Annotated in this window: 24 protein-coding genes; 13 read left to right on the forward strand and 11 right to left on the reverse strand. The window is 68.1% G+C overall.

What is annotated here, in order from left to right:
* The first annotated feature begins 99 nt into the window (after positions 1–99).
* On the forward strand, positions 100–891 hold the full coding sequence (locus ACQ1RG_RS05425; RefSeq protein ID WP_119296968.1) for an enoyl-CoA hydratase/isomerase family protein: 792 nt from the start codon (positions 100–102) through the stop codon (positions 889–891).
* A gap of 6 nt (positions 892–897) precedes the next feature.
* On the opposite strand, the gene ACQ1RG_RS05430 is transcribed toward ACQ1RG_RS05425, so the two are convergent.
* From ACQ1RG_RS05430 to ACQ1RG_RS05470, 9 genes are all read right to left on the reverse strand, one after another.
* The gene (locus ACQ1RG_RS05430; protein ID WP_095375211.1) at positions 898–1,779 is read right to left on the reverse strand and encodes an NAD(P)-dependent oxidoreductase; all 882 of its coding nucleotides are present in this window, start codon (positions 1,777–1,779) and stop codon (positions 898–900) included.
* Between the two features lie 15 nt (positions 1,780–1,794).
* Positions 1,795–2,583, reverse strand: a complete 789-nt coding sequence (locus tag ACQ1RG_RS05435; RefSeq protein ID WP_009380095.1) for an SDR family NAD(P)-dependent oxidoreductase — start codon at positions 2,581–2,583, stop codon at positions 1,795–1,797.
* On the reverse strand, positions 2,580–3,521 hold the full coding sequence (locus ACQ1RG_RS05440) for a sugar phosphate isomerase/epimerase family protein (RefSeq protein WP_009380094.1): 942 nt from the start codon (positions 3,519–3,521) through the stop codon (positions 2,580–2,582). Before ACQ1RG_RS05440 ends, ACQ1RG_RS05435 begins: the two co-directional genes overlap by 4 nt.
* A 19-nt stretch (positions 3,522–3,540) precedes the next feature.
* Positions 3,541–4,296, reverse strand: a complete 756-nt coding sequence (locus ACQ1RG_RS05445) for a GntR family transcriptional regulator (RefSeq protein WP_009380093.1) — start codon at positions 4,294–4,296, stop codon at positions 3,541–3,543.
* Positions 4,293–5,156 carry a triose-phosphate isomerase family protein gene (locus tag ACQ1RG_RS05450; RefSeq protein ID WP_342474405.1) on the reverse strand — a complete coding sequence of 288 codons (864 nt, stop codon included), beginning with the start codon at positions 5,154–5,156 and terminating at the stop codon, positions 4,293–4,295. The genes ACQ1RG_RS05445 and ACQ1RG_RS05450 overlap by 4 nt, the downstream gene beginning before the upstream one ends.
* A 3-nt stretch (positions 5,157–5,159) precedes the next feature.
* Positions 5,160–5,615: a ribose-5-phosphate isomerase gene (locus tag ACQ1RG_RS05455; RefSeq protein WP_009380091.1), complete on the reverse strand. Its 456-nt coding sequence runs from the start codon at positions 5,613–5,615 to the stop codon at positions 5,160–5,162.
* Positions 5,612–7,417 (reverse strand): dihydroxyacetone kinase family protein, encoded by a 1,806-nt coding sequence (locus ACQ1RG_RS05460; RefSeq protein ID WP_430600625.1) that lies wholly within the window; start codon positions 7,415–7,417, stop codon positions 5,612–5,614. Before ACQ1RG_RS05460 ends, ACQ1RG_RS05455 begins: the two co-directional genes overlap by 4 nt.
* Before the next feature lie 225 nt (positions 7,418–7,642).
* Complete coding sequence (locus tag ACQ1RG_RS05465; protein WP_430600626.1) at positions 7,643–8,080, reverse strand: helix-turn-helix domain-containing protein; 438 nt, start codon at positions 8,078–8,080, stop codon at positions 7,643–7,645.
* A 37-nt stretch (positions 8,081–8,117) separates the two neighbouring features.
* Positions 8,118–9,284 (reverse strand): PucR family transcriptional regulator ligand-binding domain-containing protein, encoded by a 1,167-nt coding sequence (locus tag ACQ1RG_RS05470; RefSeq protein ID WP_430600627.1) that lies wholly within the window; start codon positions 9,282–9,284, stop codon positions 8,118–8,120.
* 112 nt (positions 9,285–9,396) lie between these two features.
* Here ACQ1RG_RS05470 and pxpA point away from each other — a divergent pair, with 112 nt between their 5' ends.
* The 9 genes from pxpA to ACQ1RG_RS05515 all read left to right on the forward strand — a co-directional run bounded on the left by pxpA (position 9,397) and on the right by ACQ1RG_RS05515 (position 18,717).
* Positions 9,397–10,122, forward strand: a complete 726-nt coding sequence (pxpA, locus tag ACQ1RG_RS05475; RefSeq protein ID WP_430600628.1) for a 5-oxoprolinase subunit PxpA — start codon at positions 9,397–9,399, stop codon at positions 10,120–10,122.
* A 72-nt stretch (positions 10,123–10,194) separates the two neighbouring features.
* Positions 10,195–10,434, forward strand: coding sequence for an acetyl-CoA carboxylase (locus tag ACQ1RG_RS05480; RefSeq protein ID WP_144588445.1), 240 nt, complete (start codon positions 10,195–10,197; stop codon positions 10,432–10,434).
* Positions 10,406–11,794: an acetyl-CoA carboxylase biotin carboxylase subunit gene (locus ACQ1RG_RS05485; protein ID WP_430600629.1), complete on the forward strand. Its 1,389-nt coding sequence runs from the start codon at positions 10,406–10,408 to the stop codon at positions 11,792–11,794. The genes ACQ1RG_RS05480 and ACQ1RG_RS05485 overlap by 29 nt, the downstream gene beginning before the upstream one ends.
* Entirely contained in the window at positions 11,791–12,699 is a 909-nt protein-coding gene (locus tag ACQ1RG_RS05490) for a 5-oxoprolinase subunit B family protein (protein WP_430600630.1), read from the forward strand. The genes ACQ1RG_RS05485 and ACQ1RG_RS05490 overlap by 4 nt, the downstream gene beginning before the upstream one ends.
* The gene (locus ACQ1RG_RS05495; protein ID WP_144588442.1) at positions 12,696–13,676 is read left to right on the forward strand and encodes a biotin-dependent carboxyltransferase family protein; all 981 of its coding nucleotides are present in this window, start codon (positions 12,696–12,698) and stop codon (positions 13,674–13,676) included. Before ACQ1RG_RS05490 ends, ACQ1RG_RS05495 begins: the two co-directional genes overlap by 4 nt.
* A gap of 133 nt (positions 13,677–13,809) precedes the next feature.
* Positions 13,810–15,207: a purine-cytosine permease family protein gene (locus tag ACQ1RG_RS05500; protein ID WP_236586926.1), complete on the forward strand. Its 1,398-nt coding sequence runs from the start codon at positions 13,810–13,812 to the stop codon at positions 15,205–15,207.
* A 131-nt stretch (positions 15,208–15,338) separates the two neighbouring features.
* On the forward strand, positions 15,339–15,989 hold the full coding sequence (locus tag ACQ1RG_RS05505; RefSeq protein WP_430600632.1) for a hypothetical protein: 651 nt from the start codon (positions 15,339–15,341) through the stop codon (positions 15,987–15,989).
* Positions 15,990–16,121: 132 nt separating this feature from the next.
* A complete protein-coding gene (locus tag ACQ1RG_RS05510; protein WP_430600633.1) occupies positions 16,122–17,678 on the forward strand; it encodes a PepSY-associated TM helix domain-containing protein in 1,557 nt (518 codons plus the stop codon).
* A 541-nt stretch (positions 17,679–18,219) separates the two neighbouring features.
* Positions 18,220–18,717: a MarR family winged helix-turn-helix transcriptional regulator gene (locus ACQ1RG_RS05515; protein WP_197932227.1), complete on the forward strand. Its 498-nt coding sequence runs from the start codon at positions 18,220–18,222 to the stop codon at positions 18,715–18,717.
* 58 nt (positions 18,718–18,775) lie between these two features.
* On the opposite strand, the gene ACQ1RG_RS05520 is transcribed toward ACQ1RG_RS05515, so the two are convergent.
* On the reverse strand, positions 18,776–20,032 hold the full coding sequence (locus ACQ1RG_RS05520; RefSeq protein ID WP_430600634.1) for a glutaminase: 1,257 nt from the start codon (positions 20,030–20,032) through the stop codon (positions 18,776–18,778).
* Between the two features lie 149 nt (positions 20,033–20,181).
* Between ACQ1RG_RS05520 and ACQ1RG_RS05525 the strand changes: the two genes are divergently transcribed.
* The 3 genes from ACQ1RG_RS05525 to ACQ1RG_RS05535 all read left to right on the forward strand — a co-directional run bounded on the left by ACQ1RG_RS05525 (position 20,182) and on the right by ACQ1RG_RS05535 (position 22,243).
* On the forward strand, positions 20,182–21,273 hold the full coding sequence (locus tag ACQ1RG_RS05525) for a pirin family protein (RefSeq protein ID WP_430600635.1): 1,092 nt from the start codon (positions 20,182–20,184) through the stop codon (positions 21,271–21,273).
* A gap of 69 nt (positions 21,274–21,342) precedes the next feature.
* Positions 21,343–21,717: a GNAT family N-acetyltransferase gene (locus tag ACQ1RG_RS05530; RefSeq protein ID WP_009380084.1), complete on the forward strand. Its 375-nt coding sequence runs from the start codon at positions 21,343–21,345 to the stop codon at positions 21,715–21,717.
* A gap of 43 nt (positions 21,718–21,760) precedes the next feature.
* Positions 21,761–22,243: a carboxymuconolactone decarboxylase family protein gene (locus ACQ1RG_RS05535; protein WP_259821135.1), complete on the forward strand. Its 483-nt coding sequence runs from the start codon at positions 21,761–21,763 to the stop codon at positions 22,241–22,243.
* Positions 22,244–22,302: 59 nt separating this feature from the next.
* Here the strand turns inward: ACQ1RG_RS05535 and arr are convergent, their stop codons facing one another.
* Positions 22,303–22,710 carry an NAD(+)--rifampin ADP-ribosyltransferase gene (arr, locus tag ACQ1RG_RS05540; protein ID WP_430600637.1) on the reverse strand — a complete coding sequence of 136 codons (408 nt, stop codon included), beginning with the start codon at positions 22,708–22,710 and terminating at the stop codon, positions 22,303–22,305.
* Positions 22,711–22,753 lie beyond the last annotated feature (43 nt).

Consider the following 22,753-nt stretch of genomic DNA (forward strand, 5'->3'; position numbering starts at 1 on the left):
GCGGAAGGACGGCAGCGGAATGATCACGCACGGCGGCGGCACGATCACGGACACCTGCACGATGATGGGGAGAGCGACGATGAGCGAAGGAGCACGACCATGAGCAACGAGCACGCAGCAGTCGGGACGGAGGACCTCCTCGTCGACCGGGACGACGGCGTCCTCACCGTGACCTTCAACCGGCCAGAGGCGAGGAATGCGATGACCTGGGAGATGTACCAGGGCCTCGCCGAGGCGTGCGACGCCGTCGACGCCGACCCCGCGGTGCGCGTCATGGTCCTCCGCGGGGCGGGTGGGCGAGCCTTCGTCGCGGGCACCGACATCGCCCAGTTCACCGAGTTCGACGGCCCCGCCGGCGTCGCCTACGAACGCCGGATCTCCGAGGTGCTCGCCTGTCTCCGGGCGGTCGACGTACCCGTCATCGCGGCCATCGACGGGTACTGCGTGGGCGGGGGGCTGGGGATCGCCGCGTGCGCCGACCTGCGCCTGGCCTCCCCGGGATCGCGCTTCGGCGTGCCGATCGCGCGGACGCTCGGCAACTGCCTGTCGGGGGACACCCTCGGTCTCCTCATCGCCCTCCTCGGGCGCGGCCGGGTCGTCGACATGCTCCTGCGCGCGCGCTTCATCGACGCCGACGAAGCCCTCACCGCGGGCTTCCTCGGCACCGTCACCGACGACGTCGACGCGACGGCGGCGGAGTGGGCGGCGACGCTCAAGGGCCATGCCCCGCTGACGATATGGTCGGTCAAGGAGATCGTGCGACGTCTCTCCGACCTCGGCGGGGGCATCGACGATGCCGATGTCGTCGAGCGGATCTACGGGTCGGAGGACTTCCACGAGGCGGTGCGGGCATTCATCGCCAAGGAGGACTATGAGTGGACGGGACGCTGATCCCGCTCACGCATCGTAGGTGCGGATGACCTGGGAGTCGTCACGGCGGGCCAGCCCGAGTTCGGCTGCGGCGGCGAACCGCTGCGCGGCGACGGGGAGCAGGGCGAGGTCGATGTCGAGGTCGGCGGCCAGATCGGCGACGAGGGTGGTGTCCTTGACGAAGATTCCCACAGCGCTCGCCACAGGGGCGTCGAGTCCGGCGAGCATGCGCGGCCCCCGGTCGGCGAGCATCCACGACTGTCCGGCGCCTGCGGTCATCGCCGCGAGCACGGACTCCTCGTCGAGGCCGAGCCGTCCGGCCAGGGACAGGGCCTCGGCGGCGGCGACGATGTGGACCGAGCAGAGCAGCTGATTGACTGCCTTGTACGCCTGGCCGTCGCCGAGGCGCTCACCGCAGTCGATGATCGTCCCGAGGGCCTGAAGCACGGGCCGGCGGGAGTCGAGGACGTCGGGCGGACCGGAGGCGAGCATGCGCAGAGTCCCTGCCTGCACGCCGGCGATGCCGCCGGTGACGGGGACGTCGAGGGTGCTGATCCCGCGCTCAGCCGTACGTGCTCCGGCCGCTCTCACCGCTTCGGGGCCGACCGTGCTCATGACGATGAGCACCGCTCCGGGCGCCATGAGGTCGAGGAGACCGGGAACGCCCGCATCGGGGTCCCCGTTGAGGGCGGCGTCGAGCTGCTCGCCGGTGGCGACCATGACGATGACCGTGCCCGCGGACGCCGCGGACCGGGGTTCCGCCTCGGCGGGCAGGCCGGCCGCCGCCGCGCGCTCCCGCGGTTCGGGGAACGGGTCGACGCCCGTGACCGCGGCGCCGGAGGCGTGGAGGCGCAGCGCCATCGGCAGCCCGATCGCGCCGAGCCCGAGGAAGGTGATCTGGTCGGTCATCGATCCTCCTGGGGATCAGTGGAAGTAGAGCCCGCCGTTGATGCTCAGCGTCTGACCGGTGATGTGGCCTGCGCCTTCGCTGATGAGGAATTCGACGGTGGCGGAGACGTCCTCGGGCACGGAGATCCGTCCCAGCGGCGTCGCCGATCCCATCGCCTCGCGGCGCTCGTCGTCGAGCGGCCCGCCCATGATGTCGGTATCGACAGGGCCAGGGGAGATCGAGTTCGCGGTCACCCCGAAGGGGCCGAGTTCGAGGGCGACACCGCGCATGAGGCCGACGATGCCGGCCTTGGCGGCCGCGTACGCGGTCTTCGAGTACGTTCCGCCGCCCTTCTGCGCCGTGACCGAGGAGAGACCGACGATGCGCCCCACTCCGTTGGCGGCCATAATCCGCCCGAACGCCTGCGTGACGAGGTGGGTGGCGGTGAGATTGTTCGCGATGACCCGGGTCCACTCCGCCTCGGAGATCTCGAAGTACGTCACCGAGGAGGAGACGCCGGCGAAGTTCGCGAGCGCGACGATCTGCGGAAGTCCCGCCTCGAAGGCGGCTGCCGCCTCGGCGATGGCCGCGGAGTCGGTGACGTCGACGCCCGCACCGAGGGCCTGGATCTCGTGGGTGGCGGTGAGCTCCTCGGCGAGGGTGTGGGCCTCATCTGCGCGGCGGGCGATGAGCCCGAGGTTCCAGCCGTGCTCGGCGAGCCGGTGCGCGGTGTGGCGGCCGATGCCGTGGGCGCTGCCGACCCCGGTGAGCACGGCGGTGCGCGAGTCGGGGAACGTGGGGCCGGGTGTCGTCGGTGCGCTCATGCTGCGGAGTCCTTCCGGGGCGAGGGGCCCTGGAGCAGCCCGAGGAGATACGTGCGGTTCTCCGCGCACACGCCGAGGCTGTCGCCGCCGTACTGCTCCATGAGGAACGGTCCGTCGAACCCGAGGTCGAGGGCGCGCGCGACCATCGCGCGGTAGTCGATGAGGCCGTCGCGGAGGGTCGTCGGGTGGGTCGTCACCCACGCGCCGTCGCCGGCTTCGTCGCGCTGGTAGTTCTTCATGTGCCAGTAGTTCGCGAAGGGCAGGGTGGCCTCGTGCATCTCCCGCCAGTCCTCGATCGGGCGGTGGAGGCGGATGAGGTTGCCGATGTCGGGGTTGAGCCCGACCGTGTCGAGACCGATCTCCTCGATGAGGCGCACGGCGGAGTCGGCGGTGCCGAGGTAGGTGTCCTCGTACATCTCCAACGACATCGGCAGACCCACCTCGGCGGCATGGCGGCCGAGCTCCCGGAGGCGGCGGACGGCGAGCGTCCGGACCTCAGGGTCCGGTGGATCCTGCCAGCCGGGGGCGGTCCAGAACCACAGGGCCCGGCGCTGCGCCTCGGTGAAGGGCTGGTGGAGCCCGGTGGAGAAGACCCGGCAGCCGAGTTCGGCGGCGGCGTCGATGGTGCGGTGGGCGTAGTCGAGGTTGTCCTCGCCGTGGTCGGGGTCGATGACCGAGCGCCGTTGGACGTGGACGGCGGAGAAGTCGATCCTCGCCGAGGCGGCCGCCCGGGCGAGCTCGGACCGGCCCTCGGAACTGAGGTCGGCCGGCCGGATGTGGCTGTCGGCGATCTCGAGGGCGGTGAAGCCGAGGCCCGCCACGGTCGCGAGCATGTCCGACCACTCCTCGGGGCCTGCCTCGTGGAGGGCGGTGCCGTCACGGTCGACGGGAGGGAAGCCGTGCATGCAGCAGGCGATCATCGGCTCGGTGGGGATCATGGGTCCTCGCAGTTCACGATCAGGTGGTCGGTGGCTGGGGGTCTTCGACGAGGGCGCGGTGGGCGACCATGCGGACGTGGTGGCGCATCGCCGCCTCGGGGGCGGTAGGATCCGGGGAGGCGAAGGCCTCGAGGATGGCCCGGTGCTCGCTCACCGCTTCGTCGACGTCGGTGATGCCGTGGGGCAGGGCCTGCCGGAGGCGGTGGACCTGCGCGCCGAGGTCGTCGGACATCCGCACGAGGTAGCGGTTGTCGCAGTGGTCGAAGATGACGCCATGGAAGGCGCGGTCGCGCGCGTAGTAGTCCTGGGCGGCGGCGACGAGCCGGTGCTGGGCCTCCTCGTCGTCGGCCGCTGCGCTCTCCGCGGCCGCCGTCGCCTCCCGGACGCGGGCACCGGCCCGCTCGTGTTCGGCGTGGGCGGCTCGCAGGTCCTCGAGGAAGGCGTCGTCGGCGGGGGTGGCGAGTCGCGTGGCGGTGGTCTCGAGGGTCTCCCGGGCGACGAAGAGCTCTTCGAGCTGCCCGCGGTCGAGTGGGGGAGCGACCCGGTAGCCGCGCAGCGCCTCCCTGACGACGAGGCCCGTGCGTTCGAGGTCGACGAGGGCTTCGCGGACCGGGGTCGGGGAGACGTCGAGGCGACGCGCGAGACCGTCGATGGACACGCGTTCGCCGGGGGAGATCTCCCCGGTGAGGAGGATCTCGAGGATGTGGTCGTAGACGAGGTCGCGCAGACCTCGCCGTTCGATGTCGGGGCGGGGGACGGCGGGGAGCGAATTCATGGTGACAGCTTAATGACGTCGGCGACCTCATCGAGGATCTCCCGCACGGAATCGGTCTCGTGGGCGAACCGGCCGAGGAAGAGTCCGTCGACGGCGGGGCCGAGCCGGGTGAGGAGTCCCGGGCGGGCGCTGCCGCCGTAGATGAGGCGGAAGTCGAGGGCGGGGAAGTGGGTGCGGGTGCGTGAGCGCACGAGCCTGCACACCTCGGTGATGTGCTCGGGGTCGGCGGGAGCAGGCGCCCCGATCGCCCACACCGGTTCGTAGGCGAGGACGACGGACATCGGGCGGGGAAGCTCAGCGCTCGCCGGGGGCAGGGCGGAGCGGATCTGGACCATCACCTCGGCGGCGGCCTGCTCGGGGGAGACTGAGGATTCTTCGCCGACGCAGAGGACGGGGACGAGTCCGTGGCGCAGCGCCGCCGCGGTCTTGGCGCTGACGACGTCGTCGGTCTCGTGGAAGTGCCGGCGGCGCTCAGCGTGCCCGACCTCGGCGAACCGGCAGCCGAGTTCGGCGAGCACCGAGGCCGAGACCTCACCCGTCCACGCCCCGGAGTCGGCCGTGGCGACGTCCTGGGCACCGATGAGAAGGGGGCCGCCGAGCGCGACGCATTCGGGGATCGAGGGGAACTGGGGGAGGAGGAAGAGTCCGGCGGCGCCCGAGGTCACGGCGGGATGCGTGCGGCCGAGCTCGCTCACCTCGGCGGCCCACTCCAGGGTCCGGGCGTGCGAGAAGTACATCTTCAGGCTCGTCCCGATGATCCGGTCCGGCAGCGTCGGACCTGTGGGGTCAGTGGTGGAGTCGCCTGCGGGGCCGGTGAGCGCTCCTCCGGCGCGGGTGGCAGCGGTGGTCGCGGCGGCCATCGCTCAGCGGGACTCGTATTCGCTGATCTGGGCGACCTTGTCGTTCGAGGCGCTCGTCGGGTCGAAGGTGTAGCCGAGCCATTCGCGGGCGAGCCGGCGGGCGAGTTCGAGGCCGATGACGCGTTGGCCCATGCAGAGGACCTGGGCGTCGTTGGAGAGGACGGAGCGTTCGACGCTGAAGGAGTCGTGCGCCGTGGCCGCCCGGATGCCCTTAACCTTGTTCGCCGAAATCGCCACCCCGAGGCCGGTGCCGCAGATGAGGATCGCCCGGTCCGCGTCACCGCGGGCGACGATCTCAGCGGCGGTCGTCGCGATCGACGGGTAGAAGGTGTGGGAGTCGGCGTCGACTCCGACGTCGGTGACCGAGGAGATCCGCTCGTCGGCGGCGAGGTCGGCCTTGATGGCCTCCTTGTAGTCGAAGCCGGCGTCGTCGGATCCGATGACGAGTCGCAGTGTCATGATCGGGCTGCCTTCCGTTCGCGGTGTGAGGGTGGGGTGGGAGCCGGTTCGAGACCGGTGCGGGCGGTGAGTTCGTCTGCCACCGCCGAGGCGATGCGGGCGAGCGAGATCGCACCGGGGTCGGGGGTGCCCACGCTCTTCTCGCCATGTGCCCTGGCGCGACCGCGGCGGGCGGCGAGGTCGGCGGTGCCCTCGGCCCCGCGTGTCGCCGCTTCGGCGGCGCGCTCCGCCGCGACGGCGCAGACCGTGAGCGCTCCCTCGTCGGGAGCGGCGGCGTCGCCGACGGCGCGGGAGAACTCCGCGGCCAGCGGGGCGAGGGCGTCGAGGAGGGTCTTGTCGCCGACGTCGACGCCTCCGAAGGCCCGCACCTCGGCGACGGTGGCCTCGAGTGCCCGGGAGATGTCGGATGGAGTCGGGGCATCGAGGCCGTCGAAGCCGGTGGCGAGGCTTGTGAGGATGCGCCCCCAGATCGCGCCGGACGTGCCGCCGCCGACGTCGGCCCAGGCCTCCCCGGCGGTGCGGAGGATCACCGCCGGTCCCTGGTCGTGGGAGCTCGCCGAGGCGGCTTCGAGGGCCGCCGCCTGCGAGCCCCGCTGCATCCCGATCCCGTGGTCGCCGTCGCCGGCGATGCTGTCGAGGCGGCCGAGCTCCGCGGCGGATTCGTCGAGGAGGGCGGCGATGGTCGCGAGGACGGAGGCGACCTCGCGTCCGAGTCGACGCGACGTCTCCGAGGCGGGACGGGCGACGGCGGGACCAGCCGCGTCGGGACTGGTCCCGCCGTGCGCCGCCTCCTGGGGATGCGCCTCGGGGGAGACGGTCTCCGGAAGTGGGGCGGGCACCTGGTCGCCGACGACCGTGCCGCGGGAGAAGGCAGGCGTCGAACAGGGGGTGGTCCAGAGGGTTTCGAGTTCGTCGTCGAGCCAGAGCAGGGTGAGGGAGAGGCCGGCCATGTCGAAGCTCGTGCAGAACTCGCCGACCTCAGGAGTGACGACCTCAAGGCCGGCCTCGCGCAGCAGCGGGTCGATGAGTCCGTAGAGGAGGTAGAGCTCTTCGTACTTCACCGCCCCGAGGCCGTTGAGGATCGGGACCACGCGACCCGGCGCTTCGGGTGCTTCGGCGAGGAGGCGGGAGACGAGGAGGTCGGCGAGCTCGGCGGCGGTCGGGAGTGCGACCTCGTCGATGCCGGGTTCACCGTGGATGCCCAACCCGATGGCCATGCGGCCCTCGGGGACGGTGAAGAGGGGTGCGTCGGCGCCGGGCAGGGTGCAGCCGGAGAAGGCGACGCCGATCGACCGGGTGCGGTCGTTCGCGGCGGCGGCGAGGCGTTCGACCTCGGGCAGGTCCGCGCCGGCTTCGGCGGCCGCGCCGGCGATCTTGAAGACCGTGAGGTCCCCGGCGATGCCGCGGCGCTTCTCGATCTCGGAGTCGGGTGCGCTGAAGATGTCGTCGGTGACGACGACAGTGCGCACGTCGATGCCCTCGTCGCGCAGCCGGCGTGCCGCCTGATCGAAGTTGAGGACGTCTCCGGCGTAGTTGCCGTAGCTGAAGAGGACGCCGCGACCCTGGTCGCAGGCCTTGGCGATCGAGACGATCTGCTTCGTCGACGGTGAGGCGAAGACGTTGCCCATCGCCGCTCCGTGGGCGAGGCCCGGGCCGACGAGGCCGGAGAAGGCCGGGTAGTGGCCGCTGCCGCCGCCGATGACGACGGACACGGTCGGTTCCGCCGATCGCGTCGCACGCACGACGCCGCCGGGTGCCGAGCGGATCCACCGTGAGGATGCCAGTGCGAATCCGCGCGTCATCTCCGCGACGAAGTCATTCGGGTCATTGAACAATCGGGTCACGCAGTTCCCCCTCGAACCAGTTCCTATTTCCAATATCCTATAGGATCACAAATCGAGCGCAACCCCTCGGCGATCCCGGGGGCCGGGCTCGGCGGTCAGAGGCCCTCGATTCGGTCTTCGGCAGGGGCCCTCGAGCCGGTCATCAGGTGAGGTTCGGTCGAAACAGGTCGGTCTCGACTCAGTTCAGCGTGTTCGGTCGAGCAATGCCAGGGCAACGGCGCACATGCTGCGGTCCTCCCCGCTCGACAGGTCGATGCCGAGGGCGTCCTCGAGTTCGTTGCGGTGGGCGCGGGCAGTGTTCCTGTGCACGCCCAGGCGTTCGGCGGCCTGAGCCACGGACGGTGATTCGACGAACGCGGCCAGCGACTCGAGCAGGACGTTCGCGTTCGCTCTGCCGAGGATCGGACGGAGTAGCGCATCCGCAACGGCTCCGGCGTAGGCTGGCGGGATGAGAGCGCCGAGGTCGCGCAGCGTCGGAGGGCCGACATATCTCACCCCGTTCGCGGAGGTGTGAGCGTTCGCCTCACCCTCGTGCGAGAGTCGATGGGCGTCGGGATCGGCGCACAGACCGGTGAAGAGGCTCAGCGCCTGAGCACCCGCTGCCGGTTCGCCGATGAGCACGCTGTCCCCTGCGGAGGCGTTGACGACCTGATCGATCTCATCGAGGTAGGTCTGGTCGGCTCGCGCGAGTCGTCCGATGCTGGGCGGACCGATCGGTGAACGACGGCCGGTCCGGCAGGGTGCCGGAGGAACGATGATCCGACCAGCGGACGTTGTCGAAGGGCACGAGCAGCAGGAGCATCGCCTCGCCGGTCTCGACCGGAAAGACCACGACGTGTTCGCTGAGTACCCGCATCAGCCGCCAGGACAGCAGGTGGAGGCGGATGGGGCTGCGGGCATGGATGCTGAGCATGCGGATGCCTGCCGGGTCTGCGACTCCCAGGCTGTCGAGGGCCGAGGTGATCTCCTCCTGTGCGTGCCTGTCCGTCTGACGAAGCGCGGCAAGCAGGGCATCGGACTTCTCGCTGCGGCGGAAGCCTGTGCTCAGGCTTCGGGCGAGCACCATGCCGAGCACCGCTGCGGCGGGGGTGAGGGTGATCCGCAGACTGCTAGTGGAGTAGGACGCGGGTGCCGAGTTCGGACCGGAGGCGCCCGCCGTTTCGCTGTCGAGGATGCAGTGCAGGTGCCACTGTTCGTCCTCCCCGATGTTGAGCGGCAGGGCCAACTGCGGTGATGCGGTGTCTTTCCCCTCGGCGTGTTGGGACCACGGCAGCCGATCGGTCCCTGTGAATACCGCGCCCTCATCGTCGACGACCCGCAGAATGCATCCGACACGGGATGCGACGTGTTCGAGCAGCGGCGCGAACTCGAGGCCTTCCGCGGCGAAGCGAGTGCATTCCTCGGCGATCGACCACGCCTGGTGGGCCGCCTGGTACTCCTCCTCGGCGAGTGCTCTGAGGACGAGGTTCTGCAGGTGGAGGAACGGCACGTCTGTGGGGACGACGAGAATGGGGAAGTCATGAGCGGCGGCCGCGTCGTGCAGACCCTTCGGTACTGTGCTGTGCGGTTTGCCCTCACCGAACGCCAGGGCCGCAGTGCCCACTGACTTGAGGCGTTCGACGTAGCCGTCCCAGATGCGGGGGTCGTCGAAGTTGAGGGCCATGCCGGTTGTGAGGACGAGAGTTCCCGGACTGAGATAGGCCGCCGGATCGATGGACTCGGTTGCCACGGCGGAGCTGATCGCCGTGTGCAGACTCTCCTGCGAGGATGGTGTCGCCAGCTCGAGGCGAAGCAGCGGATCCGAGATGAGATCGAGAATTCTCATGGGCTGAATCTACGACCACTGTGCAGAGTGCACAATAATTGGTCGGAGATTTCATCATTTTCGTGGCGCACGTCACAGCTGCTCCTCCTAGAGTTGAGCCAGGAGGTATCCGATGACCAAGACAATCAACGCTGATCTGGGCGAAGGAATCGGACTGCACGCTTTCGGCAACGATTCTGAGCTGATGACGCTCATCGACGTCGCCAATGTCGCCTGCGGTTTCCACGCTGCCGATCCCCACATCATGAACACCACCGTCGAGCTCGCCGCTGAGAACGACGTCAAGGTCGGCGCCCACCCCGGGCTGCCCGACCTCGCAGGTTTCGGGCGTCGTGCCATGGTGCTCAGTCCTGCCGAAGTCGAAGACATCGTCACCTATCAGGTCGGTGCTCTCGCGGCGTTCCTCGACCGACACGACCTGCCGCTCAACCACATCAAGCCCCACGGCGCCCTGTACGGCATGGTCGGCCGCGACCCTGAGCTCATGGCCGCAGTCGCTCGCGTCGCACTCGTCCATGGAGTCCCGATCTTCGGTCTGGCGAACACCGCTCACAAATCCGTGTGCGACGAACTCGGTGTCCCCTTCGTCGCAGAGCTCTACGTCGACCTCGGCTACGACTCAGACGGCAAGCTCGTCATCGAACGGTCGCCGAAGCCCGCCGTGCCTGCCGACGCCGCCGCGCGGGTCACCTCGGCGATGACGATCGGAACGATCAGGGCCACGGACGGAACGGACCTCACCGTCGACTTCGACAGCGTGTGCGTGCACTCCGATCCGTCCAATGCCGCCGAGGTGGTGCGTGCCGTCCGGGCCGCCATCGACGACGCAGAGCGCTGAACCGGTCCTCGCATATCCTTCTCCTCTTCACCCATCCCTCTCCACCCACCACTCCAGAAAGCAGGACCAGCAATGGCCGACATCATCTCTCCCATGCCCGGTGTCTTCTACCGCAAACCCGCTCCCGGCAAAGCCGATTTCGTCAAGGTCGGCGACTCGGTCGAGGCCGGTCAGACGATCGGGATCGTCGAGATCATGAAGCAGTTCACCGAAGTCAAAGCCGATACCGCCGGCACCATCGTCTCCTTCAGCGCGGAGGACGAGGGCATGGTCAATCCCGGTGATGTCATCGCCACGATCGACGAAGCCTGAGATCGTCATGGACCACCTCTTCATCGCCAACCGCGGCGAGATCGCTGTGCGGATCATCCGCACGGCGCAGCGCCTCGGCATCCGCACGACCCTGGCAGTCAGCGATGCGGACACGGAATCCCTCGCGGCGGGCATGGCCGATGCGCTCGCCCGCGTCGGCCCCGCACCGGCGGCGGCCTCCTACCTCAACAAGGAGGCCATGCTCGAGGCAGCGAAGAACTCCGGTGCCGACGCCGTCCACCCCGGGTTCGGATTCCTCTCCGAGAACGCCGATTTCGCCCAGATGGTCATCGACTCCGGCATCATCTGGGTCGGCCCGGACCCGGAGACGATCCGACTGATGGGCAACAAGGCCGCCGCCCGCGCTGCCGCCGTCGAGGCGGGAGTGCCCACGTTGGCCGGGACTGAGGGCGCTCTGCCGGAGGACGCCGATATCGAGGCCATCGCCGCAGAGATCGGCTTCCCTCTCGTGGTCAAGGCCTCCGCAGGGGGTGGAGGACGCGGCATCCGGCTCGTCGAAACGCAGGATCAGCTTGCGGGGACCATCGACATCGCCCGCGCAGAGGCGGCCGCCGCCTTCGGTGACGACTCCCTCTACCTCGAACGCTTCGTCACCCGCGCCCGTCACGTCGAAGTGCAGGTGCTCGGTGACGGGGAGAGGTACATCCACCTCGGCGACCGTGACTGCTCGATGCAGCGCCGCCAGCAGAAGATGATCGAGGAAGCCCAGGCACCGGAGATCCCCGACGATGTCCGGAAGGTCATCCGCGACTCCTCGGTCGAACTGGCCCGTCGATCGGGATACAAGGGTGCGGGCACCGTCGAGTTCCTCTACGATCCTGCCCACCACACCGCGGCCTTCATCGAGATGAACACCCGCCTGCAGGTCGAACACCCCGTCACCGAGTTCGTCACCGGCGTCGACATCGTCGCCGAACAGCTGCGCATCGCCGAGGGGCGAGGGCTGTCGATCTCCCAGGACGACGTGAGCTTCGACGGACATGCGATCGAAGTCCGCCTCAATGCCGAGGACCCGGCGAACGGGTTCATGCCCTCTCCGGGCACGATCACCGAACTGCGCTGGCCGGAAGGCGACGGCGTGCGCATCGACTCGGGATTCGCCGCTGGTGGCGTCGTCGCTCCGTTCTACGACTCGATGCTCGCCAAACTCATCGTCCACGCCCCGGATCGTGCGCAGGCGATCGCGAAGATGGCACGCGCCCTCGACGAGATCGAGATCGAGGGAGTGAAGACGACGATCCCGCTGCTGCGAGTCCTCATCTCACGCGACGAATTCGCGGCCATGGACCACTATTCGACGTTCGTCGAGAACACCGAGAGCCTCTGGGAGGAACTGTGAGCACCACCATCGAACTCGGACCGGCCAGGTACACCTTCGGGGGCGACGAATTCCTCTTCGTCGAAGTCTCGGAGGAGATGAGCCTGCAGGCCAACTTCCGCGCCATGCTCATCGCGAGGACGCTGGGCGAACGGATCGAGAACGGAGACGTCCCCGGCATCATCGAACTCTGCCCCGCCAACGCCTCTCTGCTCATCCGCTTCGATCCCGATGTCATCGACCCGGCAACCCTTGAGGGCATCGTCCGCGAGATCGAGGAATCGGTCGTCCATTCGGACACCACCACCCTCGAGACCCGGATCGTCGAAGTGCCCGTGTGGTACTCCGATCCCTTCACCGCCGAGGTGGTCGAGCGTTTCCGGGAAGGCTACCATCAGGACCCGTCCGGCACCGACCTCGACTACGCCGCCGCGGTCAACGGAATGGACAGCCCGGAGGCCTTCATCGAGGCCCACCACTCATCGCCCTGGCTGGTGACGATGGTCGGCTTCGTCGCCGGTCTGCCCTTCATGTACCAGCTCGTCGACCGTGACCATCAGCTCGAGGTGCCCAAGTACCTTGCTCCGCGCACCGACACTCCGAAGCTGACGATCGGACACGGCGGCTGCTTCTGCGCGCTGTACTCCGTGCGCGGGGCCGGCGGCTACCAGATGTTCGGCATCGCCGCGGCACCGATCTTCGAGCCCGAACAGAAGGGGCCGGACTTCGCCGACTTCATGATCTTCTTCAGGCCCGGTGACATCGTCCGCTTCCGTCCCATCGACGAAGCGGAGTACTACGAGATCCAGGAGCAGGTCGACGCGAACACCTATTCGTTCCGACAGGCTCCCGTCACCTTCGACCTGGAGCGGGCACTGTCCGAGGGACCGGCCTACAACGACGAACTGCTGGAGGCATTGGCATGAGCGAGCAGAAGGCTTCGACGGTCGAAGTGCTCACCCCGGGCCTGTCGACGACGGTCCAGGATCAGGGCCGATTCGGGTACTACAACGTCGGTCTGCCGCAGGGCGGATCGCTCGACAACTACTCCTCGCAGGCAGCGAACATGCTCGTCGGGAATTCGGCGGACGATGCTGTCCTCGAATGCACTTACATGGGAGCGAACCTGCGCTTCGACGAGGCCGCGACGATCGCCGTGACCGGTGGCGACATCGACGTGAGGATCAACGGGGAACCGGCGCCGACGTGGCAGACGCTGCAGGTTCCAGCCGGGGGCACGGTCGAGTTCGGCATGCTCCGCTCGGGCGCTCGGTTCTACATCGCGGTCCACGGGGGCATCGACGTCCCGCTCGTCCTCGGGTCGCGGTCGACCTACCCTCTTGGCCAGATGGGCGGGTTCCAGGGCCGCAAGCTCGAAGCCGGGGATCGGCTGCCCATCGGTGCGGGCACCGGGCAGGCCCCTGTGAAGACCGTCGTCGCAGAAGACGCCCGCCCGTCGTTCGACAAGCAGCAGAACGTGCGGATCCTCATGGGTCTCTACGATTTCAGGCTCACCGAGAAGGGCAAGGCCAACCTCGTCGAGGAGGAATGGCAGCTCACCCCCGTCGCCGACCGTGCCGGGCTGCGGTACTCGGGGCCCGGCGTCGAATGGGTCGACCGGGTCCAGCCCTTCGGCGCAGGGTCGGATCCGTCGAACATCGTCGATGCCGGCTACGCCGTGGGGTCGATTCAGATCCCGGGCGGCACCCAGCCGATCGTGCTCCACCGCGATGCCGTCTCCGGTGGCGGGTACGCGATGGTCGCCACCGTCATCAGCGCCGACATGGACCTCGTCGCCCGTGCGACACCAGGCACGACAACCCGCTTCGTCGAAGTGACGATGGACGAGGCCTTGGCGGCCCGGAAGGAGTACAAGGAGGCGCTCGCCGCACTCTGGCGGTGATCATCCCGCACTGAGCCCCGTCGACGACTCCGGTCGACACACGTTTCGCTGCGCATCGACTGCGCACCCCCAGCCGAGCACTGTCGTGCCCGCTGAGCTCTGCCATGCCTGTTCACCAATGGAGGTAAACACTGTGAATATCGATCTCACCGGCAGCAATGACGATGTCGAAGCAACCGATGCGCTCGCCAGAGAAGGCAACGATGACGACCAGATGTCGCGTGGTTCTCTGGCCATGGCGTGGTACGGAGTCGCCAGTGCATTCTTCTTCGTCTACATCGGCGCTGCCATGGCCGTGGCCTATGGGACGGTCAACGCCGTCATCGGACTCATTCTCGTCATCGCATCCTATGGGCTGATCAACCGCGTGCTCACCAAGTACGCCATCGACAACCGGACGACGGTGGCCAAGTTCTCCCGCACGATACTCGGGACGGCGGGGTCCTCGATCGCCACGATCATCTTCGCACTTGTCGCCATCTACTACGCGGTCTTCGAAGGCTCGATCGTCGCCTACGCGTTCACGGCGGCGTTCGGGGGTCCGTTCTGGATGTGGAGTCTCATCGTCGTCGCGTATTCGACTCCGCTCATCCTCGGCGGTGCCAGACGATTCATCGACAAGCTCAACGGCTGGCTGATGCCGATCTACTTCTTCGGCCTCGTCGCCGCCGTGATCTGGGCCGGAGTCGTCTACGGCTTCGGCGACCGATGGCTGACCCAGATGCCCGAACCGCCTGTCACCCTGGCGATGGGCGGACCCGGATGGTTGGCCGCATTCTCCGGCTACATGGGAATCTGGATCATGATGATGTTCACGATGGACTTCGCAGCGCTGGGAAGGCGGAGAGACGCGAGATTCCATCAGAACGTCACCTTCGGCTACCTGTTCTACGTGCTGGCCTTCGGCTTCTCCGCCTTCGTGGGCATCTTCCTCACCTTCACCATCCCCGGCATCGAGGTCTCGGAGACCGGCCTGGCAGGCGGTGTCGTCGGGCTCATGGGTGTGTTCGGTCTCATCGTCATCATCGTCTCCCAGACGCGGATCAACACGGCGAACTACTACCTCGGCACCGCCAATCTGCGAGCTTTCGGGGAGGCGGTCCTGAAGATCCGCATGCCGAACGTCGTCTGGGTGATCCTCACGGCTGTGATCATCTTCCTCCTCATGCTCCTTCCCATCGTCGAATACCTGCTGCTCGCCCTCGCGTGGCAGGGCGTGCTGGTGACGGCATGGGTGGCGATCGCCGTCGTCCACATCCTCGTCGATCGTGGTGCGCATCAGGAACATGCGGCAATCGCGGACGCCCACTACAAGGCGTTCAACAGCAACGGACTCATCGCATGGATCGCAGCCACGGCGACGGGGCTTACGATGCTGCAGCTGGGAACGGTGGCACCGGCACTGGCCGGGATCGGAACCACGTGGGGGCCGATCCTCACGGCGGTGATCGGCGGCAGTGTCTACGCGGTGCTCTGGATGGTCCGGCCGGCGAATCGCAGCGGTCTCATGAGGACAGCGAGCGCCCGGTGACCCTCCCGTGAGGAGGGGCACCTCCTCCTCACAGGGTCACCGCACCCATCCCTCCGCCGGGTACAGGGCTCATTGCCGCAGGTTGCGGAAACGGCCGAAAGCAGCCTTCCGATCATGTGACAATAGTGGGCGTGAAACCGGAGATGCGGGGCCGACGGGCCCGACGCGGCGCTGCTGCCGCCGTCTTCGCGACCTTTATTGCGCTCACTTCCCACATCCTCGGCGGCGGGTCGATGCCCACCCTCATGGGCATCGCCGTTCCACTCGCCCTGTCCGCCCTCGTCTGCGTCCTCCTGGCCGGCCGCAAGCTCTCCCTGCCGCGGCTGTCCGTCTCGGTGGGGATCAGCCAGACCCTCTTCCACTCCCTCTTCTCCGTCTTCACGCCCACGCACACGATGACCGGCCCGATGACGGCGCTCGACCGCCAGGCGATGCAGCATGCCGGGATGGGCCACGACCCGGGCTCGGCGATGGCGTCGATGTCGTCGATGGGCGGGTCCGGGGCGATGATGCACTCGCATGCGTCGCCGCAGATGATGCTCATGCACGTCATCGCCGGGATCGTCACGATCGCGGTCATCTACTGGGCTGAGGCGCTGCCGGCGCGGCTGAGCGAATTCGCCCGCCGCGTCATCGACGCCATCGTCCCCGTCCTCGTGACGATCCGGCCGCTCCCGGAGCGTCCGCGCCTCACCGTCGCGATCACCGTCCTCGCGCCGCACGCGCTCACGATCCTCCGCTCTCCTGTGCTTCGGCGCGGGCCCCCGCACCCGGCTTTCTGACTTACTTCATCTTCACCAGCTCGGCTGAGACTCCACCGATGCTGCGGCTCGACCGCGCCCTCGTCCGCCGAGCGCGCCGTCAGTGCGCCCGAACGCGCCTGCGGCCGACACCACGACACAGAAAGCCTGATCATGACCTCACCGTCATCATCCCTGCCCGAACGTTCGGGCGCCGACGCCGACGCGTCGGCACAGTCGTCTTCCGACTCCGTCCCGGCGCGCCGGATCCTTGTCCGCGACCAGCCCGCACAAGCGGCGGCGAAGCGATCCGGGTGGTTCTCGGCGCTGCTGCGCCGACTCCACTTCTACGCCGGCATCTTCATCGGTCCCTTCATCTTCACCGCGGCGGTGACCGGTGCGCTCTACGCGCTCAGCCCGCAGCTCGAGAAGCTCATCTACGCTGACGAGCTCTACGCGAACTCGACGGGGCCCGCCCTGCCTCTGGCCGACCAGGTCACAGCGGCCGAGGCCTTCACCGGGGGAACCGAGACCCTCAAGGCCGTGCTCCCGGCGCCTGAGCCGGGCGCGACGACCCGGGTGCTCTATGACGATCCCACCCTCGGGGAGAACGAGTCCCGTGCGATCTTCATCGACCCCGCCACCGCCGAGGTGCAGGGTGACCTCACGTCGTTCAGCTCCGAAGGTGCGCTTCCGCTGCGGAAGTGGATCGACCAGCTCCACATCAACCTCAACCTCGGCGCACCCGGCGAGTTCTACAGCGAACTCGCCGCCTCATGGCTCGGCGTCGTCGTCGTGGTGGGCCTGATCCTCTGGTTCATGCGGGCGAAGACGACGAAGAAGCTCTCGACGATGCTGCGCCCGAGCAACAAGCGCAAGGGTCTGCGCCGCACCTTCTCCTGGCACGCCTCGGTGGGCGTGTGGGCCGCGATCGGCATGCTCTTCCTCTCCGCGACCGGCATCACCTGGTCGCAGCTGGCCGGTGCGAACGTCGACAAGGTCCGCGAAGCCCTCGGGTGGGGGTCACCGTCGCTGTCGCGGGAACTCGACTCCTCTGCCGCAGAGAGCGGCGGTTCCGGTGGCGGTCACGAAGGCCACGGTGCCTCCGGGGACTCTGCGGCAGCACCTGCCGCGAAGCCTGCACCGGAGGACTTCGACATGATCCTCGGCATGGCGCAGAAGGTCAACGTCAACACGAGCATCGTCGAGATCAACCCGCCCACCGATGCGAACACCGCGTGGAGGGTCCGCGAGCTTCAGCGCAGCGTCCCCTCGGAGGTCGACTCCGTGGCGATCGACCCCAACACGATGGAGATCGTCGACCGCCTCGACTTCGAGGACTACAGCATCCCGGCGAAGCTCACCCACTGGGGGATCTTCTTCCACATGGGCATGCTCTTCGGCCTCGCCAACCAGATCGGCCTCTTCGTCCTCGCTGTCGGCATCGCCGCGATGGTCGTCTGGGGTTACGTCATGTGGTGGCAGCGCCGACCCAAGCACGATCCCTCGCGCCGCTTCGGCGTCGCCCCTGCCAGGGGAGCCATCGCCCGCGCCCCGTGGTGGGGCATTGCGTCGGTCGTCGTCGTCGGTGCAGCGGTGGCCTGGTTCCTTCCGCTCGTCGGGCTCAGTCTCGTCGTCTTCCTCGCCGTCGACGTCCTCCTCGGCCTGCGGGCCCGAAGGAAGGCGCGCGCAGCCGCGGCGGACTCCGAGTCTGAGCGCGTCAGGGCATAGCACCGCGGTCAGATCGCACTGAAACGGACGGCCGCCTCGGCGAGGGATCGAGTTCCCCGCCGAGGCGGCCGTGCGTGTGCGGGCCGAATGGATCAGGCGCTTCCGGTCGCGGATTCCCGGTGAATGGGACTTCGGCGATCGCACTGCCGCCGAACGGCAACCGCACGGAAACGGACGGGAAAGCAGCGCCTCGGCGCGGGATAGGATGAGAACCTCAGTCGTGCGGTGCCCATGGGCACCGCACGAACAGCCCGGGATGGGGAAGCTGCGGGGATGCATCCGGGCGCACTCCGAGGGGAGATGCCAGTGTTGCCGCGAAACGGGTCCGTGGGAACTCTGGACAGTTCCATTGAACAATGAAATTGTTGTCAGGGCAACAAAAGTCGGGAAGAGTTCACTTGCCAGGTCATCGCAGACTCTGGGGCGTACTCCTCGTCGCATCAGCCTTCACCGTCATCTCAGGAGGAGTCGCCATGGTCCCCGCACCCCGCCGATCCCGACTCTCGTGCGGCCTCGTCGCCGCAGGACGGGGAGGCGACCGATGAACGAGACCACACCGGTGAGCAGCATCCTCAAGCGGATCGCGCCCATCCAGCTCGCAACCTGGCGACTGATGATGGAGAAGCACCAGGACTTCATGCAGCAGTTCGAGATCGGGTTCCGCGACCGCCACAACCTCACTCTCAATGAGTTCGACACCCTGATCAACACCCCGCCGGACGAGCAGATCCGCCACCGCGACCTCCTGCGTTCGATGGTCCTCAGCCGCAGTGCGCTCAGCCGTCTGCTGCGCCGGCTCGAGGCCCGCAGGCTCGTCATCCAGAGCCCCGACCCCGAGGATCAGCGCGGGGTCCTCGTCGAACTCACCGAGGCGGGCCGGAAGCTGCGCGAGGAATCGGCGCAGACGAACGCGGAGATCATCTTCGCCGGATTCTCCGGGCTCACCGCCTCAGAGGCCGACGAGCTGTTCTCCCTCGTGAGCAAGATCAGGCCGATCCAGCCGTCCGATCACATCGCCGAGGCGGCCGAGCGGAACTGAGCCCCCATCGTCCGTGCGGGGTCGGGCAGTGCTCATGCCCGCCTCGGCGGGGGAGTCGTCAGTCCGGGGCGGACCCGGTCGCGTCGAACGGGTAGGTGCCGTCCCCGAGATCCGGATCCGGCAGCTTCCCCTCGGGGTCGGCCAGACCCACCGTGAGTCCGTCGAGGCTGAGCCTGCGCATCCCCTCGAGGACCATCCGACGGCCGACGTCGGTGAAGCCGTCGACGCGGGAGACGTCGATGACGACGGTGCCGGTGCTCGGCGCGTCCTGCTCGAGTGAGTGGAGGATCGATTCGGCGCTGCTGAAGTTGATCGCCCCCTGGAGGTCGACGATCGTCGCCTCGCCGTCGGTGCGGACGTCGCGGACCGCCCGTGTGCCCGTCGGTTCGGTCTCCATGAGGTGGAATCCCATGTCCTTCGACATCCGGCGGAAGAGCTTGATCCCGCGCACGCTATTGCCGTGCTCGTCGAGGCGCGGGGAGAGGGAGCCGATGCCGATCTGACCCGGCAGGGCGCCGAGGAGGCCGCCGGCGACACCGCTCTTAGCGGGGATGCCGACCTCGGTGAACCACGTGCCCGCCGAATCGTACATCCCGGCCGCAGCCATCGCCGACAGGGTCTGTCGGGCCGCGCCGGGGGCGATGACCCGCTCACCCGTGATCGGGTGGGTGCCTCCGGCGGCGAGCGTCGCCGACATCGTCGCGATGTCGCCTACGGTGACGAGGATCGAACACTGCGCGGTGTAGCCGTCGACGATCTCATGCGGGTCGTCGTCGAGGATGCCATAGCTGCGGAGCATGTGCGCGATCGCGAGGTTGCGATCAGCGGTCTCGAGCTCGGAGCGGTAGACCTCCTCGTCGATGCTCAGCTGCCGCCCGGCTAAGGCGGAGAAAAACTCGAGGGCGCGCTCGACCCGCTCGTCCCGGGAGGCCCCGGCCCCGACGAGGAGACTGTGCGCGGTCAGGGCACCGGCGTTGATCATCGGATTCTTCGGACGATACGTGCCCTCTTCGAGGGAGAGCATGTTGAAGGCCGCGCCCGAGGGCTCGACGCCGACGTGGGCGTCGACGACGTCGACACCGCGATCGGCGATCGCCGCGGCGTAGGCGAAGGGCTTCGACATCGACTGGATGGAGAACTCGACATCGCTGTCGCCGGCGGTGTACGTGCGGCCTTCGACGGTGGTCACGGCCACGGCGAAGCGGTCAGGGTCGGCGGCGGCAAGGGCGGGAATGTAGTCGGCCACTGCGCCGTTGTCCTCAGAGCGAAGTGCTTCGAGGATCTCTTCGAGGTAGTCGGGAATGGGCGTTCGCATCGGTCTCCCTCTCTGCGAGCGGGGGCGCGGGGCCGCCCCCTGGACGCAACCATACAACTATGGAATGGTTGAACGAGCAACGACTCGGATCGCATTCGGCGCAGACAACCCCACCTGTCGCCGCGGTTCGGTGAGAGAGGTAGGCCGCCATGAGCAATGCTGAGACCCTTCCCGACCAGGTGGTGTGCCGATCCGGTGGTCTGCCGGGCCCCGAATGCGACCAGCACGGTCGGGCCCCGGTCGAGATCATCACCGCCCGCGACGTGCCGCTGGGCGGACCGCGGGCGATGACCGTCCACCGGACCCTGCCGCAGCGTCAGCGCTCGCTCATCGGTCCGTGGTGCTTCGTCGACCACTACGGCCCCGATGACGTCTCCGGCTCCGGCGGCATGGATGTGGCCCCGCACCCGCACACGGGTCTGCAGACGGTGAGCTGGCTCTTCGATGGTGCCATCCAGCACATCGACTCCGGCGGCAACGCGGGCCTCGTCCTCCCCGGCGAGGTCAACCTCATGACCGCAGGTCGCGGGATCTGCCACTCCGAGGTCTCGACCGACGACACCACGACCCTGCACGGAGTCCAGCTGTGGCTGGCCCTGCCCGAGACCTCCCGACACCAGCCTGAACGCGAATTCGAGCACTATGCGCCGCAGGCGCAGAGCTTCGACGGAGGCGAGTTCCTCGTCTTCCTCGGCGACCTGTGGGGACAGTCCTCACCCGTGACGACGCATACTCCGCTGCTCGGAGCCGAGTTCCGACTCGACCCGGGTGCGAGCATCGACCTGCCCGTCAACCCCGACTTCGAACATGGTGTGCTCGTCGACGCCGGCGAGGTCGCCGTCGAGAACGTGCCGGTGCCGCGGGCCGGGATCGGCTACACGGGGACCGGGCTGACGGAGATGCGGATCGCCAACCTCGGCGAGGATCCGGCACGAATCGTTCTCCTCGGCGGGGAGCCCTTCACCGAGGAGATCGTCATGTGGTGGAACTTCGTCGGACGCTCCCATGAGGAGATCGTCGAGTACCGGCGCGAATGGGAGTCCGGCAGTGACAGGTTCGGCGTCGTCGAGGGCTACGTCGGACAGGGCGGCCCCGGCCGGAACGCCGAGGGGCTCGGGCGGCTGCCCGCGCCGACCCTGCCCGACGTGGAGATCCGGGCGCGAAGGAATCCGCCACCGCACGTCCAAGGCGGACCCGAGGAGGGCTCCACGACCGACACCGAAGCGTCGACCACCGCGTAGTATGACCCCACCTGCAGCATGGCTGCACCGAGAGATCCCCACCAGTGCAGAGAAGAAGGAGCACCAGCGATGAACGAGAACCTCACGGACTCCAAGGGCGAGGCCGTCACCGTCGAACTCGACGAGCCTGGCCTCGCGTACGTCATCAAGGTCGCCGACGGTGAGGTCGCCGGTCGCGCCCACTACCTCGTCGGTGAGAACGACGACAACGAACGGATCTTCTACCACACCGTCGTCGACGAGAAGTTCGGCGGCCGGGGGCTGTCGAAGGTCCTCGTCTCCGAAGCGCTCGCCGATGCGCGGGAGAAGGGCGAGACCGTCGTGGCGATCTGCCCGCTCTTCGTCAAGAGGCTGCGGGAGTCCGGCGACGACTACATCGCCGAGGGCGGGAAGTTCCGCAACCCCACCTCTGAGGACTTCGTCTACGTCGAACAGAACGCGTGAGTCCGGGTCGGACCCGAGGGAGTCGGACCCGGGAGAGCAGAGCATGAACGCGAACAGGCCCTTCATCGACAAGTCGCATCCCGAGGTCTACAAGGCCGCCGTCAGTGCCGCGAGCGCGACCCGCAAGGCGGCCGTGGCCGCCGGCATCGACGTCGGCCTCATCGAGCTCATCAACACCCGGGTCTCGCAGATCAACGGCTGCCATACGTGCCTGAGCATACATGTGCCTGCGGCACGGAAGGCGGGGGTCGAGCAGCTCAAGCTCGACGTGCTCGCCGCGTGGCGGGAGTCGCACATCTTCGATGACCGGGAGCGTGCGGCGCTGCTCATCGCGGAATCGCTGACGAACCTCGACGTGCCTGTCGATCGTGATGAGATCGCCGCCGAGGCGGCCCGGCACCTCTCGACGGAGCAGATCGCGGCCGTCGAATGGATCGCGACGATGATCAACGCGTTCAACCGCATCTCGATCGCGAGCAACCACCCGACGGTGGGAGCGAAGAAGGCCGCGCAGCTCGCGGACTGAGGGTCGTGTCGTCGCTGGCGGCGGCGCGGATGCCGGCGCCTAGGCTATGGCCGGCGCGCTCAGTTGATGATCTCTGCGCCGTCGGCGCGGATCGCGGCGATCCGCTCCCGCCACATCCGCAGGTCGGCGGGGCTCAGCCGCTTCCAGTCGGTGACTTCGCGGATGATGCGCAGCGGTGAGGTGCTCCGGTAGGAGCGGGTGGGGTTGCCGGGGAACTTCTTGTCGGTGACGTTCGGGTCGTTCTCGAACGGACCGGTGGGCTCGACCTCGTAGACGTGGGGTGTGCCCTCGAGTGCGGCGATCTCGGCGGCGAGGCCCGCACCGTCGGGCAGGGCGGTGAAGTAGATGTGGTTCATGATGATCTCGGGCCGGTAGTTCGACGCGAACCCGGGACGCAGCAGGTCTCCGGGTGCGAGGGCGGCCTTCGTGCCGTGGAAGAACGGTCCGTCGTCGAGTGGCGTGGCCATGCCACCAATATACTGACCTGACGATCTGCCCGTTCACGCGAAG

It is taken from the genome of Brevibacterium sp. K72 (assembly GCF_050562175.1).
In the GTDB taxonomy this organism is placed as follows: domain Bacteria; phylum Actinomycetota; class Actinomycetes; order Actinomycetales; family Brevibacteriaceae; genus Brevibacterium; species Brevibacterium casei.

Excerpts from the sequence above, each read along its gene's own strand:
- ACQ1RG_RS05425 (WP_119296968.1), top strand. The coding sequence starts at position 100 with ATGAGCAACGAGCACGCAGCAGTCGGGACGGAGGACCTCCTCGTCGAC.
- ACQ1RG_RS05430 (WP_095375211.1), bottom strand. The coding sequence starts at position 1,779 with ATGACCGACCAGATCACCTTCCTCGGGCTCGGCGCGATCGGGCTGCCG.
- ACQ1RG_RS05435 (WP_009380095.1), bottom strand. The coding sequence starts at position 2,583 with ATGAGCGCACCGACGACACCCGGCCCCACGTTCCCCGACTCGCGCACC.
- ACQ1RG_RS05440 (WP_009380094.1), bottom strand. The coding sequence starts at position 3,521 with ATGATCCCCACCGAGCCGATGATCGCCTGCTGCATGCACGGCTTCCCT.
- ACQ1RG_RS05445 (WP_009380093.1), bottom strand. The coding sequence starts at position 4,296 with ATGAATTCGCTCCCCGCCGTCCCCCGCCCCGACATCGAACGGCGAGGT.
- ACQ1RG_RS05450 (WP_342474405.1), bottom strand. The coding sequence starts at position 5,156 with ATGGCCGCCGCGACCACCGCTGCCACCCGCGCCGGAGGAGCGCTCACC.
- ACQ1RG_RS05455 (WP_009380091.1), bottom strand. The coding sequence starts at position 5,615 with ATGACACTGCGACTCGTCATCGGATCCGACGACGCCGGCTTCGACTAC.
- ACQ1RG_RS05460 (WP_430600625.1), bottom strand. The coding sequence starts at position 7,417 with ATGACGCGCGGATTCGCACTGGCATCCTCACGGTGGATCCGCTCGGCA.
- ACQ1RG_RS05470 (WP_430600627.1), bottom strand. The coding sequence starts at position 9,284 with ATGAGAATTCTCGATCTCATCTCGGATCCGCTGCTTCGCCTCGAGCTG.
- pxpA (WP_430600628.1), top strand. The coding sequence starts at position 9,397 with ATGACCAAGACAATCAACGCTGATCTGGGCGAAGGAATCGGACTGCAC.
- ACQ1RG_RS05480 (WP_144588445.1), top strand. The coding sequence starts at position 10,195 with ATGGCCGACATCATCTCTCCCATGCCCGGTGTCTTCTACCGCAAACCC.
- ACQ1RG_RS05485 (WP_430600629.1), top strand. The coding sequence starts at position 10,406 with ATGTCATCGCCACGATCGACGAAGCCTGAGATCGTCATGGACCACCTC.
- ACQ1RG_RS05495 (WP_144588442.1), top strand. The coding sequence starts at position 12,696 with ATGAGCGAGCAGAAGGCTTCGACGGTCGAAGTGCTCACCCCGGGCCTG.
- ACQ1RG_RS05510 (WP_430600633.1), top strand. The coding sequence starts at position 16,122 with ATGACCTCACCGTCATCATCCCTGCCCGAACGTTCGGGCGCCGACGCC.
- ACQ1RG_RS05515 (WP_197932227.1), top strand. The coding sequence starts at position 18,220 with ATGAACGAGACCACACCGGTGAGCAGCATCCTCAAGCGGATCGCGCCC.
- ACQ1RG_RS05520 (WP_430600634.1), bottom strand. The coding sequence starts at position 20,032 with ATGCGAACGCCCATTCCCGACTACCTCGAAGAGATCCTCGAAGCACTT.
- ACQ1RG_RS05525 (WP_430600635.1), top strand. The coding sequence starts at position 20,182 with ATGAGCAATGCTGAGACCCTTCCCGACCAGGTGGTGTGCCGATCCGGT.
- ACQ1RG_RS05530 (WP_009380084.1), top strand. The coding sequence starts at position 21,343 with ATGAACGAGAACCTCACGGACTCCAAGGGCGAGGCCGTCACCGTCGAA.
- ACQ1RG_RS05535 (WP_259821135.1), top strand. The coding sequence starts at position 21,761 with ATGAACGCGAACAGGCCCTTCATCGACAAGTCGCATCCCGAGGTCTAC.
- arr (WP_430600637.1), bottom strand. The coding sequence starts at position 22,710 with ATGGCCACGCCACTCGACGACGGACCGTTCTTCCACGGCACGAAGGCC.